Here is a 16,561-nt window from a genome sequence, read left to right on the forward strand (position 1 = left end):
CCGCCGAACTGCTGGCCCTACCGCCGGAACAACTGCCGGTCCGGGTCCGGCCCCGGCGGTTGTATGGCACTGCCCGCCCGGCCCGGAGGCTCCGGCCCGCTGAGCCGGCCGAGCACCACACGCGCCACAGCCTCCCGCTCCTCCCGCCGCGACCCATACAGGAGACCCCATGCCGTCCGACGCGACCGTCGCACCCGCTCCGGCCGCCTTCCGGTTGCCGCTCTCGGAGGCCCAGCGCGACATCTGGACGGCCCACACCCTGGACCCCACCGGCCTGAAGTACAACGTCGCCGAGTGCCGGGACATCCTCGGCCCGGTCGACCCGGCCCTGATGGGCACCGCCTGGCGCCGCCTCGTCGAGGAGGCGGACGTCATGCGCACCCGCCGCTTCGAGGACGACGGCGAGCAGGTGTGGCAGGTCATCGACACCGAGCCGGGCGACCGCACCCTGACGTACACGGATGTGAGCGGCGAGGCCGACCCGGAGAGCGCGGCCTGGGGCGTGGTGGACGCGGCGGTCGGGGCGCCGTTCGACCTGACCGGTGAGTCGCCGGTCCGTTGCGCGCTGATCAAGCTGGCCGAGGACCGGTACTTCTACTTCTACGGCTTCCACCACCTGCTCGTGGACGGCGCGAGTGTGTCGATGCTGCTGCACCGGCTGGTCGAGCTGTACGAGCGGGCGGCCGCCGGTGAGCCGTGGGGCGACTCTCCGTTCGGCCGGCTGGCGGACCTGCACGCCGAGGACGCCGCCTACCGGCTTTCCGAGCAGGCCGCCGCCGAACGGGCCGTGTGGCGCGAGCACTTGAGCGGTGCGCCGGAGGCGGCGTCGAGTCTCGTCCGGGGTGCCGGCCGGGCGACGCCGTCCCGGGGCGCACTGCCCTTCGCACGGCGTACGGTCCTGATTCCGGCGGAGGACGCGGACCGGCTGCGTACGGTCGCGCGGTCCGAGCGGGTCTCGTGGCCGGTGCTGACGGTCGCCCTGTTCACGGTGTACCTGCACCGGGTGACGGCCCAGGACGAGCTGATGGTAGCCCTGCCGGTGGCGGGCCGGACCACGAGGACCGCACGCAGCACGCCCGGCATGGCGTCGAACGTCGTCCCGCTGCGGCTGCGGGTGGGCGCCGACGACACGCTGCGCACCCTGGTGCGTGCGGTGTCCGCCGAGGTGAAGCACGGTCTGCGCCACCAGCTGACCCGCTACGAGGACCTGCGAAGGGACGCCGGCACGCTCACCGGAGGCCGCCGGCTGACGGGGCCCGTGCTCAACATCATGGGCTTCAACGCGGACTTGACCGTCTGCGGCCACCCCACGGTCAACCACAACGTGAGCAACGGCCCGGTGGACGACCTCAGCGTCGCGGTGTACGACCTGGGCGCGGCGGACGGCCTGCGGATCGACTTCGACACACCGGTGGACGGCGTCGACGCCGAGGCGGTCGCCGCACACCAGGACCGCTTCGCCGCGTTCCTCACCACTTCCCTGGATGCGGAGGCGCCGGCTGATCGAAGCGTCGCCGAGCTGGAGGTGCTGTCGCGGGGCGAGCGGGAGTTGCTGCTCGGGTCGTGGGCCGGGGCGGTGGCCGAACGGGACGATGTGTCGCTGGTGGCCCGGTTCGAGGAGCAGGTCGAGCGGTTCCCGGATGCCGTCGCGCTGATAGACGGGGAGCAGACGTTCACGTACGCGGAGCTGAACGCGACCGCCAATCGGTGGGCGCGAGTGCTGCGTTCACGGGGTCTGGGCCGTGGGCGGCTGGCGGGGATTCTGCTGGAGCGCGACGCCACCTTCGCTGCCGCGCTCATCGCCGTACTGAAGACCGGCGCCGGACATGTGCTGCTCGACCCCGACTTCCCGGACGAGCGGCTGCGGTCGGCGGCCGACGAGGCCTCGATCAGCCACCTGGTCACGCGTGTCGGGTCGGCGGACCGCCTCGCGGGTGCCTGGACCACCTGCACCGAAGGTCCGGACGACGTGTCGGGCCAGAGCTCCGGCAACCTCGACGTGCCGATCGGTGGCGACGACCTCGCGTGCGTGATGTTCACCTCGGGATCCACGGGGCGGCCGAAGGGCATCGTCTCCTCGCACCGCAACCTCGTATCGACCCTGGTGGGGCAGACGTATCTGCCGACCGGCCCGGACGAGGTGTTCCTCCAGTCCTCGCCGGTGTCCTGGGACGCCTTCAGCCTGGAGTTCTGGGGCCCGCTGCTGCACGGTGCGCGCGTCGTGCTCCAGCCGGGGCAGAAGCCGGAACCGTCGCTCATCGCGGAGCTGGCGCCCAGGCATCGCGTGACTACCCTTCTGCTCTCGGCCAGCCTCTTCAACTACCTCACCGACGAACACCCCGAGACGTTCGCGTCCGTCACGACCGCGTACACCGTGGGTGAGGCTGCGTCCCCCGTCCACGTACACAAGCTCCAGACCGCACACCCGGGCATCAGGGTGATGAACGGCTACGGCCCGGCGGAGGCGATGATCTACGCCACCACCCACACCATCGAGCCGAGCGACCAGCCGCACACCGTCATTCCCATCGGCACACCGCTGGTCAACAAGCCGCTGTACGTGCTCGACACGGCCCTGCGCCTGTGCCCGCCGGGTGCGACCGGTGAGCTGTACGTGTCCGGTGACGGCCTCGCCCACGGCTACCTCAACCGCGCCGATCTCACCGCCACGCACTTCGTACCCAACCCCTACGGGCCTGCCGGCAGCCGCCTCTACCGCACCGGCGACCTCGCCCACTTCGACCGCCACGGCCACCTCCACTACGAAGGCCGAGCGGACCAGCAGATCAAGATCCGCGGCTTCCGCATCGAACCCGCGGAAGTCGAAACCGTTCTCCTCACCCACCCGCAGGTCACCCAGGCCGTCGTCACCAAACACCACGACCAGCTCTCCGCGTACATCGTCACCACCACCGACATCGCCGGGCTCCGACGCCACCTGGTCGACCGCCTCCCCGAACACCTCGTCCCCGCCTACCTCACCCCGCTCGACCGGTTCCCCCTCACCGCGAACGGGAAGATCGACAAGCGCGCGCTGCCCGAGCCGACAGCGGTCTCGACAGGTGGTCGCGCCCCGCGCACCGTGCTGGAGGAGACCCTGACAGGCCTCTTCACCAGCACGCTCGGTGTGCCCGGCACCCTGACGATCGACGACGACTTCTTTCACCACGGCGGGCACTCGATCCGCGCCGCCCGCCTCACCAACCGGATCGCCCAGGCGCTGGGCGTACGGCTGACGATCCGGGATGTGTTCGAGAACCCGACCGTGGCACGGCTCGCGGAGAAGGTGAGCACGGAGAAGGGCCTGCCCGCGCTGCCTCCGCTGTCCGCAGATGAGAGCTCGGGCGAGGGCTCGGCCCCGATGTCGTTCGCCCAGCGGCGGCTGTGGCTGCTGGCGGATCTGGAGGGCGGCAGCACCGCGTACAACGTGCCGATGGCCGTACGACTGACCGGCCCCCTCGACGCGGATGCCCTGGGGGCCGCGCTCAACGACGTTGTCGAGCGGCACGCTCCCCTGCGGACCCTGTACGAGACGGTCGACGGCGAACCACGGCAGCGTGTCCTTCCGGCCGCCGAAGCGCGGGTGGTCGTGGACCGCCGCGAGGTGAACGCGGAGGAGCTGGACGGCGCACTGGCCGAGGCCGGCCGTCACACCTTCGACCTCCGTAGTGAACTCCCCATCGCCGTGACCCTGTTCCGGCTCGACGAGGCAGTGCACCACCTGGTCATCGTGCTGCACCACATCGCCACGGACGGCCGGTCGAGCGAGGTGTACGTCACGGACCTGGCCCGTGCGTACGAAGCGCGGGTCGCGGGTGCCGAAGGCCCGGTCCTGGAGCAGCTGTCCGTGCAGTACGCGGACTACGCGGTCTGGCAGCAGAGGGCGTTGGGCTCGCCCGACGATGCGGACAGCGTGCTCGCTCGGGAACTCGACTACTGGCGGGGGGCGTTGGCCGGGCTGCCGGAGGAGCACAGTCTGAACCTGGACCGCCCGCGCCCCGCACGGGCCTCGCACCGGGGCGGTCAGGTCGACGTCGAGCTGGGCGACGACCTGTTCGCCCGTATCGGTGAGCTGGCCCGTGCCGAGGGGTGCACGCCGTTCATGGTGGTGCACGCGGCACTCGTCGCAGCGCTGACCCGGCTGGGGGCCGGCACCGATCTGGCCATCGGCACCCCGGTCGCCGGCCGCACCGACGAAGCACTCCGCGACCTCGTCGGATTCTTCGTCAACACCCTCGTCCTGCGCACAAGTGCGGACGGCGACCCCACCTTCCGAGAACTCCTCGGCCGGGTCCGGACCGCCGACCTGGACGCCTTCGCCCACCAGGACGCACCCTTCGACCTCGTCCTGGACGCCCTCAACCCCACCCGCACTCTCTCCCGCCACCCGCTCTTCCAGATCTGCCTCACCCTGGAGACCGGCACGCCCGTGCTCGCGCTGGCCGGGGTGCGCCCGGAAGCCGTGCGGACGTTTGCCAACGGATCGGCCAAGTTCGACCTGGAGTTCCTGCTCCGTTGCGACGACGGCGAGGGGCTGCGAGGTCTGGTCGTCTTCGCGGAGGACGTGTTCGACCACGCCACTGTCCAGCGCATGGTGAACGTGCTGGGCGAGGTACTGCGCCAGGTGCTGGCCGCCCCGGAGACACGCATCGGTGAGGTGGAGGTGCTGTCGGAGGACGAGCGGGGGTTGCTGCTCGGGTCGTGGGCCGGGGCGGTGGCCGAACGGGACGATGTGTCGCTGGTGGCCCGGTTCGAGGAGCAGGTCGGACGGTTCCCGGATGCCGTCGCGCTGATCGATGGCGAGCGCAGCTTCACATACGCGGAGCTGAACGCCACCGCCAACCGCTGGGCCAGGGAGTTGCGTTCGCAGGGTCTCGGCCGTGGTGACCTGGCCGGCATCCTCTTGGAGCGCGACGCCACCTTCGCCGCCGCGCTCATCGCCGTACTGAAGACCGGCGCCGGACATGTGCTGCTCGACCCCGACTTCCCGGACGAGCGGCTGCGGTCGGCGGCCGACGAGGCCTCGATCAGCCACCTGGTCACGCGCGCCGGGCTGGCCGGCCGGCTGCCGGGTGCCTGGACCACCTGCACCGAAGGCCCGGACGAGGTGGCCCGCCACGACACGGGCAACCTCGGTGTGCCGATCCAGGGCGACGACCTCGCGTGCGTGATGTTCACCTCGGGATCCACGGGGCGGCCGAAGGGCATCGTCTCCTCGCACCGCAACCTCGTATCGACCCTGGTGGGCCAGACCTACCTCCCGACCAGTCCGGACGAGGTGTTCCTCCAGTCCTCGCCGGTGTCCTGGGACGCCTTCAGCCTGGAGTTCTGGGGCCCGCTGCTGCACGGTGCGCGCGTCGTACTCCAGCCGGGGCAGAAGCCGGAACCGTCGCTCATCGCGGAGCTGGCGCCCAGGCATCGCGTGACTACCCTTCTGCTCTCGGCCAGCCTCTTCAACTACCTCACCGACGAACACCCCGAGACGTTCGCGTCCGTCACGACCGCGTACACCGTGGGTGAGGCTGCGTCCCCCGTCCACGTACACAAGCTCCAGACCGCACACCCGGGCATCAGGGTGATGAACGGCTACGGCCCGGCGGAGGCGATGATCTACGCCACCACCCACACCATCGAGCCGAGCGACCAGCCGCACACCGTCATTCCCATCGGCACACCGCTGGTCAACAAGCCGCTGTACGTGCTCGACACGGCCCTGCGCCTGTGCCCGCCGGGTGCGACCGGTGAGCTGTACGTGTCCGGTGACGGCCTCGCCCACGGCTACCTCAACCGCGCCGATCTCACCGCCACGCACTTCGTACCCAACCCCTACGGGCCTGCCGGCAGCCGCCTCTACCGCACCGGCGACCTCGCCCACTTCGACCGCCACGGCCACCTCCACTACGAAGGCCGAGCGGACCAGCAGATCAAGATCCGCGGCTTCCGCATCGAACCCGCCGAGGTGGAGACCGCCCTTCTCGCACACACTGGTGTCACGCAGGCCGTCGTGACCAAGCACCACGACCAGCTCTCCGCCTACGTCGTCACCACCGCCGACACGGCCGAGCTCCGACGCCACCTGGTGGACCGCCTCCCCGAACACCTCGTCCCCGCCTACCTCACCCCGCTCGACCGGCTGCCCCTCACCGCGAACGGGAAGATCGACAAGCGCGCGCTGCCCGAGCCGGTCGCGGTGGTGAGCAGCGAGCGTGCGCCGCAGAGCCAGCTCGAAGAGGTCGCGGTTGCGCTTTTCGGCAGGGTTCTGCGCACCCAGGGGCCCGTGGGCGTCGAGGACAGCTTCTTCGCCCACGGCGGGCATTCTCTGCTCGCGGCCCGCCTCACCAATCACGTCGCCGAGGTCCTGGGCGTACGGCTGACGATCCGGGACGTGTTCCAGCACCCGACGCCCGCGCGCCTCGCCCAGCACATCGCCTCGTTGAAGGGGCGGCCCGCGCTGCCGTCCCCGGTCGCCGGTGAGGCAGGCGACGGCTCCGACAGCCCGGTCTCGTTCGCCCAGCGGCGACTGTGGCTGCTGGCCGAACTGGACGGCGGAAGCACCGCGTACAACGTGCCGATGGCCGTGGGACTGGACTGCCCGCTCGACGTCGACGCGCTCGAAGCCGCACTCAACGACGTCGTCGCACGCCACGCTCCCCTGCGGACCGTGTTCGCGAGCGTCGGCGGCGAGCCGAGGCAGCTCGTCCGGCCGGCCGCGCAGGCCCGCGTCACCGTCGAGCGGCGGACGTCCACGCCGGAGTCGCTGGACGGCGACCTGGACGCGGCCACCCGGCACCGTTTCGACCTCAGGACGGAGAACCCGCTCCGGGCCACTCTCTTCGAAGGGGGTGACGGCCACACCGTCCTCTTCCTGCTCTTCCACCACATCGCGACGGACGGCCGCTCCGCCGGCGTGTTCTTCGACGACCTGTCACGGGCGTACGCGGCCCGGAGCGCCGGTGCGGACGCGAGCGTGCTGGAGCCGCTGCCGGTGCGGTACGCGGACTACGCGGTCTGGCAGCAGCGGGTGTTGGGCTCGCCGGACGACGCGGAGAGCGCCCTCGCTCAGGAACTGGACTTCTGGCAGGGCGTCTTGGCGGACCTGCCGGAGGAGCACGGGCTGAGCCTCGACCGCCCCCGGCCGGCGGTCGCCTCGCACCGGGGTGGTCAGGTCGAAGTCGCCCTCGGCGAAGACCTGTTCGAGCGCGTCGGTGAGCTGGCCCGCGCCGTGGGATGCACGCCGTTCATGGTGGTGCACGCGGCACTCGTCGCAGCGCTGACCCGGCTGGGGGCCGGCACCGATCTGGCCATCGGCACCCCGGTCGCCGGCCGCACCGACGAAGCACTCCGCGACCTCGTCGGATTCTTCGTCAACACCCTCGTCCTGCGCACAAGTGCGGACGGCGATCCCACCTTCCGCGAGCTGTTGGAGCGCGTCCGCGCCACCGACCTGGACGCCTTCGCCCACCAGGACGCACCCTTCGACCTCGTCCTGGACGCCCTCAACCCCACCCGCAGCCTTTCCCGCCACCCGCTCTTCCAGATCTGCCTCACCCTGGAGGCAGGGGAGGCTCCGGCGCTGGACCTGGGCGCCGGCGGTACGGCCGAGGTGCGCGGGCTGACCAACGGATCGGCCAAGTTCGACCTGGAGTTCCTGCTCCGCTCCGACGACAGCCGCCGCCTGCACGGTGCGGTGGTCTTCGCGGAGGACCTGTTCGACCACGTCACCGTGGAACGCATGGTGACCGTCCTGGACGAGGTGCTGCGCCAGGCGGTGGCCGACCCGGAGGTACGGCTCGGCGCGCTGGAGGTGGTGTCGGAGGGAGAGCGGGAGTTGCTGCTCGGGCCGTGGGCCGGGACCACGGTCGCCATCGACGACACGTCGCTGGTCGCACGCTTCGAGGACCAGGTCACCCGCGCCCCGGACGCCGTCGCCCTCATCGACGGCGAGCAGCGGATCACGTACGCGGAGCTGAACGCCACCGCCAACCGGTGGGCGCATGAACTGCGTGCGCGCGGCCTGGGCCGGGGCGACCTGGCCGGCGTCCTCCTGGAGCGCAACGCCACCTTCGCGGCCGCCGTGATCGCGGTGGTCAAGGCCGGGGCCGGTTACACCCTGCTCGACCCGGACTTCCCGGACGAGCGCCTGCGGGCCGCCGCGCACGACTCGGGCATCACCCTGCTCCTCACGGACGACGCCCTCGGGCCGCGCGTGGAGGGACCCTGGGCCGTTGTCTCCTGCTCCGGCGGGGCGTCGGCGGACGGGGTGGACGGCAACCCGGGTGTGCCGGTCCTTGGTGACGACGTGGCGTGCGTGATGTTCACCTCCGGGTCCACCGGACGGCCCAAGGGCATCCTGTCCTCGCACCGCAACCTCGTCTCCACCGTCACCGCGCAGACGTACGGCACCTTCGGGCCGGGCGAGGTCTTCCTCCAGTGCTCACCGGTCTCCTGGGACGCCTTCAGCCTCGAATTCTGGGGCGCGCTCCTCCACGGCGGCACCACCGTCCTCCAGCCCGGCCAGAAGCCGGAACCCGCCCTCATCGCGGAACTCTCCCGCCGGCACGGCGTCACCATGCTCCAGCTCTCCGCGAGCCTCTTCAACTACCTCACCGACGAACACCCCGAGGCGTTCGAGACCGTCGCCGTCGCTTACACGGGAGGAGAAGCCGCCTCCCCCACCCACGTACACCGCCTCCAGCAACTCTCACCCCACACCACCGTCGCCAACGGCTACGGCCCCGCCGAATCCATGGGCTTCACCACCACCCACACCATCACGGCGACACCTGAACCCCACCCGACCATCCCCATCGGCACACCTCTCACCAACAAGGGCGCCTACATCCTCGACGCCACCCTCCAGCCCGTGCCCCCCGGCGTGACCGGACACCTCTACCTCACCGGCCACGGCCTCGCCCACGGCTACCTCAACCGACCCGACCTCACCGCCACCACCTTCATCCCCAACCCCTACGGAACACCCGGCACACGCCTCTACCGCACCGGCGACCTCGCCCACTTCGATCGTGACGGGCAACTGCACTACGAGGGCCGAGCGGACCAGCAGATCAAGATCCGGGGCTTCCGGATCGAGCCGGCCGAGATCGAAGCCGCTCTCCTCACCCACCCCCACATCACCCAGGCCACCGTCACCACCCACCACGACCAGCTCTCCGCCTACGTGGTCCTCGACTCCGACACGGTGCCCCTGGAGGACGCGCGCCGTCACCTCGCCGACCGGCTCCCCGAGCACATGGTCCCCGCCCACCTCACCGTCCTCGACCGGCTCCCGCTCACGCCCAACGGGAAGATCGACCGGCGCGCCCTCCCGGAGCCGGCGGCCGTGGTGTCCGAGGGGCGAGCGCCGCAGAGCCAGCTGGAAGAGGTCACGGTCGCTCTGTTCAGCAAGGTTCTCGGCACCCCGGGGCCGGTCGGCGTCGAGGACAGCTTCTTCGCGCACGGCGGGCACTCCCTGCTGGCCGCCCGCCTCACCAACCACCTCGCGGAGATCCTGGGCATCCGGTTGACCATCCGGGACGTGTTCCAGCACCCGACGCCCGCACGCCTCGCCCAGCACATCAGCACCCTCGGCGGACGGCCCGCGCTCCCGCCGCTCACCCCGGGTGCCTGGGCGGGCGAGGGCGACGCGCCGGTGTCCTTCGCCCAGCGCCGCCTGTGGCTGCTGGCCGAACTGGACGGCGGCAGCGCCGCGTACAACGTGCCGATGGCCGTACGACTGACCGGCCCCCTGGACACCGGGCTGCTCGAAGCCGCGCTGCACGACGTGGTCGCACGGCACACCCCGCTGCGGACCGTGTTCACCACGATTGACGGCGAGCCCCGCCAGCGCGTCCTTCCCGTCGCGGAGGCCCATGTGCCGGTCGAGCACCACGAGGTGACCGCCGACGAGCTGGACGGGGCGATGGCCCACGCCGCACGCCACGTCTTCGATCTGCGGAGCGAACTCCCTGTACGCGCCTCGCTGTTCGAGGTCGGTGACGGCTCCTGGGTGTTCTTCCTCCTGGTGCACCACATCGCCACGGACGGCCGGTCCACCGGTGTGTTCTTCGACGACCTGTCACGGGCGTACGCGGCCCGGAGCGCGGGTGCGGACGCGAATGTGCTGGAACCACTGCCGGTGCGGTATGCGGACTACGCGGTGTGGCAGCAGCGCGTGCTGGGCGCCCCCGACGACCCGGACAGCGTGCTCGCGCAAGAGCTGGCCTTCTGGCACAAGACCCTGGAGGGGCTCCCCGAGGAGCACGCCCTGAACCTGGACCGCCCACGCCCCGCACGGGCCTCGCACCGGGGCGGTCAGGTCGAAGTCACCCTTGATGAGGACCTGTTCGACCGCGTCGGTGAGCTGGCCCGCGCCGAGGGATGCACGCCGTTCATGGTCGTCCACGCGGCACTCGCCACCGCCCTCACCCGGCTCGGCGCCGGCACCGATCTGGCCATCGGCACCCCGGTCGCCGGCCGCACCGACGAAGCACTCCGCGACCTCGTCGGCTTCTTCGTCAACACCCTCGTCCTGCGCACCCACACCGACGGCGACCCCACCTTCCGCGAACTCCTCGGCCGCGTCCGGACCGCCGACCTCGATGCCTTCGCCCACCAGGACGCACCCTTCGACCTCGTCCTCGACGCGCTCAACCCCACCCGCACCCTCTCCCGCCACCCCCTCTTCCAGATCTGCCTCACCCTGGAATCCGGAGGCGTACCGGAGCTGCGGCTCGGGGGCACCCGGGCCACCGCGATCCCCGAGGTCACGAGCGGGGCAGCCAAGTTCGACCTGGAGTTCCTGTTCCGGACGGCGGACGGCCAGGGGATGCACGGCACGGTCCTCTTCGCGGAGGACCTGTTCGACCGGCCCACCGTCCAGCGCATGGTCGACGTGCTCGCCACGGTCCTGCGCCAGGCGCTGGCCGATCCCGACCTGCGTCTCGGTGAGCTGGAGGTGTTGTCGGAGGACGAGCGGAAGCTGCTGCTCGGGCCCTGGGCCGGAACGACCGCCCCCATCGACGACACCTCACTGGTCGAACGGTTCGAGGACCAGGTCACCCGCACCCCGGAGGCCGTCGCCCTCATCGACGGCGAGCAGCGCATCACGTACGGCGAACTCAACGCGACCGCCAACCGCTGGGCGCGCCGGCTGCGTGAGCGCGGACTCGGCCGGGGCGACCTCGCCGGCATCCTCCTGGAACGCGACGCCACCTTCGCCGCCGCACTCATCGCCGTACTCAAGACCGGCGCCGGGCATGTCCTGCTCGACCCGGACTTCCCGGACGATCGGCTGCGGTCGGCGGCGGCCGAGGCCGGTATCAGCCACCTGGTCACACGAGCGGAGCTCGCCGACCGCCTCCCCGGGGCCTGGACCACCTGCACCGAAGGCCCCGACGACGTGGCGGACCACGACGCGGGCAACCTCGGCACACCGATCCGCACTCAGGACGTGGCGTGCGTGATGTTCACCTCCGGGTCCACCGGACGGCCCAAGGGCATCCTGTCCTCGCACCGCAACCTCGTCTCCACCGTCACCGCGCAGACGTACGGCACCTTCGGGCCGGGCGAGGTCTTCCTCCAGTGCTCACCGGTCTCCTGGGACGCCTTCAGCCTCGAATTCTGGGGCGCGCTCCTCCACGGCGGCACCACCGTCCTCCAGCCCGGCCAGAAGCCGGAACCCGCCCTCATCGCGGAACTCTCCCGCCGGCACGGCGTCACCATGCTCCAGCTCTCCGCGAGCCTCTTCAACTACCTCACCGACGAACACCCCGAGGCGTTCGAGACCGTCGCCGTCGCTTACACGGGAGGAGAGGCCGCCTCCCCCACCCACATACACCGACTCCAGCAACTCTCACCCCACACCACCGTCGCCAACGGCTACGGCCCCGCCGAATCCATGGGCTTCACCACCACCCACACCATCACGGCGACACCTGAACCCCACCCGACCATCCCCATCGGCACACCTCTCACCAACAAGGGCGCCTACATCCTCGACGCCACCCTCCAGCCCGTGCCCCCCGGCGTGACCGGACACCTCTACCTCACCGGCCACGGCCTCGCCCACGGCTACCTCAACCGACCCGACCTCACCGCCACCACCTTCATCCCCAACCCCTACGGAACACCCGGCACACGCCTCTACCGCACCGGCGACCTCGCCCACTTCGACCAGCAGGGCCACCTGCACTACAACGGCCGCGCCGACAGCCAGGTGAAGATCCGGGGCTTCCGCGTCGAACCCGGCGAGATCGAGGCCGCACTCCTCACCCACCCCGGCGTCACCCAAGCCACCGTCACCACCCATCGCCGCCGGCTCTCCGCGTACGTGGTGACCGGCACGGCGACCGTGACGACGGAGGACATCCGCCGGCACCTCGTCGAACGGCTGCCGGAGCACATGGTGCCGACCCACCTCACCGTCCTCGAACGGCTCCCGCTCACGCCCAACGGGAAGATCGACCGGCGCGCCCTGCCCGAACCGGCCGCCGTCGTGTCCCGGGGCCGCGCGCCGCGCAACCCGCTGGAAGAGACCCTGGTCGGCCTCTTCACGCGGACGCTGGGCGCCGAGAACGCGCTTACCATCGACGACGACTTCTTCCACCACGGCGGCCACTCGCTGCTGGGCGCCCGCCTCACCAACCACATCGCCGTCTCCCTGGACGTCCGGCTCACCGTCCGCGACGTCTTCGAGCACCCGACGCCGGCCCGGCTGGCCGAGCACATCACCGCGCTGAAAACCGCGCCGGCTGCCAAGAAGGCCCGGCCCGCCCTCCGCCGTCGTACCGAGACAGAACGGATCAGCTCATGACCTCCGCCTCCCTCACCCCCGAAGACGTCGTCTGGGACCTTCCCGGTGACGGCCCGCACCGCCTGTCGCTGCTGGTGCTGCCCCACGCCGGGGGCAACGCCCACGCGTACGGCGGCTGGCGCGAGCACCTGCCGGCCGATGTGCGGCTGCTGATCGGCCAGTACCCGGGCCGCGGCGCCCGCTACTGCGAGGAGCTGCCGCTCTCGGTCGACGACCTGGCGCAGCCCGTGGTGGACTCGCTGCCCGCGGACACCGGCGAGCTGGTGGTGCTCGGGCACAGCATGGGGTCGCTGGTGGCCTTCGAGGTGGTACGCGCCCTGCGGGCCGCCGGCCGCACCCCTCGTCTGCTGATCGCCTCCGCGTGCCGGGCGCCGGTGCTGCCGAACCAGTGCCCCGTGCACCCGGAGCTGCTGGACGACGACCAGCTGGTCGCGGCCATCAAGGAGCGCGGCGGCACCGACGACGGCATCCTCGACGACCCGGAGCTGCGCGAGATCGTCCTGCCGTCCATCCGCGCCGACTTCGCGATCGACGACGCCTACCGGTGCACCGCCCCGGACGCCCGGCTGGACTGCCCGGTCGCCGTGTTCGGCGGGGACGCCGACCCGATCGTCCCGGCGGAGATGCTCGCCGGCTGGTCGCTGGTGACCGGGCACGAGGTCGTGCCGCAGGTGCTGCCCGGTGACCACTTCTACTTCCAGCAGGACCTGGCGGGCTTCTTCGCCCGTTTGAACCCGGTCCTCGACGCCCTGCGCGACTCCGCCACCGCGTCCGCGTAGCCACACCCGACTTCGTTCAAGCCAAGCCGAGGAAGAGGAACCCATCGTGACCGCTCTCGCCCAGCCGCCCGCCGCCACCGGTATCGCCCCCGTCCGCGAGCCCGGCAAGCCGGTGATCGTCCACACGCCGGAGTTCGGCTCCATGGCGGAGGCCACCGCGTGGCTGACCGCCCAGCGGCCCGCGATCCAGGCGGAGTTGCACCGATCCGGCGCGGTCATGCTGCGCGGCCTGCCGGTACGGGACGCGGCGACGTTCGCCGAGGCACGTGACGCGCTGATCGCGGAGCGGGCCGGCTACAAGGAGAAGGCCACCCCGCGCACCGACTTCGGGGAGGGCGTGTTCTCCTCCACCGACCTGCCGGCCGTCCAGCCGATCCGGCTGCACAACGAGAACAGCTACACGCTGGACTTCCCCGGTGTGCTGCTCTTCGGGTGCGTCACCGCAGCCGAGACGGGTGGGGCCACCACGGTCGGTGACATGCGTGCCGCGCTGGCCATGCTGCCGCCGGAGCTGGCCGCGCGGTTCGCGAAGGCCGGCTGGCTGCTCGTACGCAACTACTCGGACCTGGCCGGCATGCCGTGGCGCAAGGCGTTCTCCTCGGAGAGCCCGGCCGGCGCCGAGGAGTACTGCGACGCTCACGCCATCGGCTACGAGTGGCTGGACGAGGACACCCTGCGTACGCGGCAGCGGCGATCGGCGATCATCACGCACCCGGTGACCGGCGAAAAGGTCTGGTTCAACCACTTCGCGTTCTGGAACGCCCGCAGCCTCGACGAGGACGTCCGCGACGTGCTGGTGGAGACCTTCGGTGAGGACGGGCTGCCGTTCAACACCTACCTCGGGGACGGCACCGCCCTCACCGACGCGGAGGTGGACGCGATCAACGAGGCGTACCAGGCGGTCACCGTACGGGAGAGCTGGCAGGCGGGCGACGTGATGCTCGTCGACAACATCCTGTGCGCGCACGGCCGCGAGGCGTTCACCGGGGAGCGGAAGATCCTCGTCGCCATGGGCGAGCCCGTGCCGCTGTCCGACTGCTCGCCCGCCTCCGCCCCCTCCACCACCCTGTACGGAAAGTGAGCCCCGCGATGACCGCCGTACTCCCCGAGCGCACGACCGCCGCCGCCCTTGCCCCCTCCCACCCGGCCGGCTGCCCGTGCGAGACGTGCACCACCGCCGGGACCGGCGCGGCCGACCTGATGGCCCGGCTCGCGGCCGTGCCCGGTGACCGCACTGCCGTGGTCGCCGGTGACCGGAAGCTCACCTTCGACCAACTGCGGGAGCGAGCTGCCGCGTTCGCCGCCGGACTCGCCGCGCGAGGCGCCGGTCCGGAGAGCGTCGTGGCGCTATGCCTGCCGCGCGGTGCCGCTCTGGTCACCGCGATCATCGGCACCCTCACGGCGGGCGCCGCCTACCTCCCGGTGGACCCGGCGCTGCCCGAGGAGCGGCGGCGGCTGCTCGTCGAGGACTCCGGGGCCGACCTGGTGGTCACCGACGGCACCGGTCCGGCGCCCGCCGGGCCCCGTGCGGTCACGGCCGACGAGCTGACCGCCTTCCCGGGCGGGGACTTCGCGCCGGTCCGGGTCGGGCCGGGCGCGCTCGCGTACGTCATCTACACCTCCGGCTCCACGGGCCGGCCCAAGGGCGTGGAGATCGCGCGCGGTTCGGCCTCGCTGCTGCTGCGGGAGCTGGAGGACGAGGGTGCGGCGCGCGGCGAGGGCGCGCGCGTCGGGTGGAACGCGTCGCCGTCGTTCGACGCGTCGGTCCAGCAGTGGGTACGGCTGTCGCGCGGCGACACGCTGGTGATGATCGACGAGGAGACGCGCCGCGACCCGGCCCTGCTGGCGGCCTACGTCGACAAGCAGGGGCTCACGGATCTCGACATCACGCCGTCGCACGCCGAACCGCTGCTCGACCTGCTCACCCAGGACGGCGGCCCGCGCCCGCTGACCCTGCTGGTCGGCGGCGAGGCCATCGGCCCGGCGCTCTGGGACCGGCTGGCCGCCGCGCACCGCTCCGGTCTGCTGCGCGCGGTCAACGTGTACGGGCCCACCGAGTGCACGGTCGACGCGACGGCCGGCTGGATCGAGGAGCCGGGCGAGCCGCACATGGGCGCCGTGCTCCCCGGGCTGCGGATGCGGCTGCTGGACGAGCGCCTGGCGCCGGTCGGGCCGGGTGAGGCCGGGGAGCTGTATCTCGCCGGGCCCCGGATCGCCCGTGGCTACCGCCGCAGCCCGCACCTGACCGCCCAGCGTTTCGTTGCCGACCCGTTCGGCGCGCCGGGCAGCCGCATGTACCGCACCGGGGACCGCTGCCGCCTGCTGCCGGACGGGCGGCTGGTGCACCTGGGGCGGCTCGACGGCCAGGTGAAGCTGCGCGGCCACCGCATCGAGGTGCAGGAGATCGAGGCCGCCCTGACCCGGGGGGGCTCCGCCGAGGCGGCCGTGGTCCTGGGCGAGGACGCCGGGGGCAGTCCGTGCCTTATCGCCTACCACCGGGGCGGGGACACCGCCGCGCTGCGTACCGCCGTGGCGGCCGCGCTGCCCTCGTACATGACGCCGTCCGCGTTCGTCGCGGTCGACCGGTTCGCGACGACGCCGAACGGCAAGCTGGACCGCGCCGCGCTGCCGGCCCGGATCGAGGCGGCCTCGCAGGCCGAGGCGCCGGAGCAGGGTGCCGGGCTCGACGGGCGGGCGGAGGAGCTGATCGCCCGGGTGTGGGCGCAGGTCCTGGGCGCGGCCTCGATCGGCCCGGACGACAACTTCTTCAAGCTGGGCGGCCACTCGCTGCTCGCGATCAAGCTGGTCTCGCGCGTACGGGCCGAGCTCGCCGTCGCACTGCCGGTGAAGGCGGTCTACGCCCACCCGAGACTGCGTGATCTGGCCGCCCACATCGAGGAGTTGCTGGCCGCCAAGGATGGCTGACCGCTTCCCGCCCGTCCTCTACTCCCGCCCGCCCCCGCCATCCCCG

At 71.8% G+C, this 16,561-nt stretch carries 4 protein-coding genes; all 4 read left to right on the forward strand.

Going from position 1 to position 16,561, the window contains the following annotated elements; all coding sequences use genetic code 11:
- Nucleotides 1–169 precede the first annotated feature (169 nt).
- From BLW14_RS04835 to BLW14_RS04850, 4 genes are read left to right on the forward strand one after another with little or no spacing between them, the layout of a single operon-like run.
- On the forward strand, nucleotides 170–12,811 hold the full coding sequence (locus tag BLW14_RS04835) for a non-ribosomal peptide synthetase (RefSeq protein WP_093704663.1): 12,642 nt from the start codon (nucleotides 170–172) through the stop codon (nucleotides 12,809–12,811).
- Nucleotides 12,808–13,590: a thioesterase II family protein gene (locus BLW14_RS04840; protein WP_093704665.1), complete on the forward strand. Its 783-nt coding sequence runs from the start codon at nucleotides 12,808–12,810 to the stop codon at nucleotides 13,588–13,590. The genes BLW14_RS04835 and BLW14_RS04840 overlap by 4 nt, the downstream gene beginning before the upstream one ends.
- Before the next feature lie 46 nt (nucleotides 13,591–13,636).
- Nucleotides 13,637–14,671, forward strand: coding sequence for a TauD/TfdA family dioxygenase (locus BLW14_RS04845; RefSeq protein ID WP_093704667.1), 1,035 nt, complete (start codon nucleotides 13,637–13,639; stop codon nucleotides 14,669–14,671).
- Between the two features lie 8 nt (nucleotides 14,672–14,679).
- On the forward strand, nucleotides 14,680–16,515 hold the full coding sequence (locus BLW14_RS04850) for a non-ribosomal peptide synthetase (RefSeq protein WP_093704669.1): 1,836 nt from the start codon (nucleotides 14,680–14,682) through the stop codon (nucleotides 16,513–16,515).
- Nucleotides 16,516–16,561 lie beyond the last annotated feature (46 nt).

The sequence above is a fragment of the Streptomyces sp. 2131.1 genome, assembly GCF_900105515.1.
Taxonomy (GTDB): Bacteria; Actinomycetota; Actinomycetes; order Streptomycetales; family Streptomycetaceae; genus Streptomyces; species Streptomyces drozdowiczii.

Bases quoted from the DNA above. Each gene is read 5' to 3' on its own strand.
- BLW14_RS04835 (WP_093704663.1), top strand. From the start codon at position 170: ATGCCGTCCGACGCGACCGTCGCACCCGCTCCGGCCGCCTTCCGGTTG.
- BLW14_RS04850 (WP_093704669.1), top strand. From the start codon at position 14,680: ATGACCGCCGTACTCCCCGAGCGCACGACCGCCGCCGCCCTTGCCCCC.
- BLW14_RS04840 (WP_093704665.1), top strand. From the start codon at position 12,808: ATGACCTCCGCCTCCCTCACCCCCGAAGACGTCGTCTGGGACCTTCCC.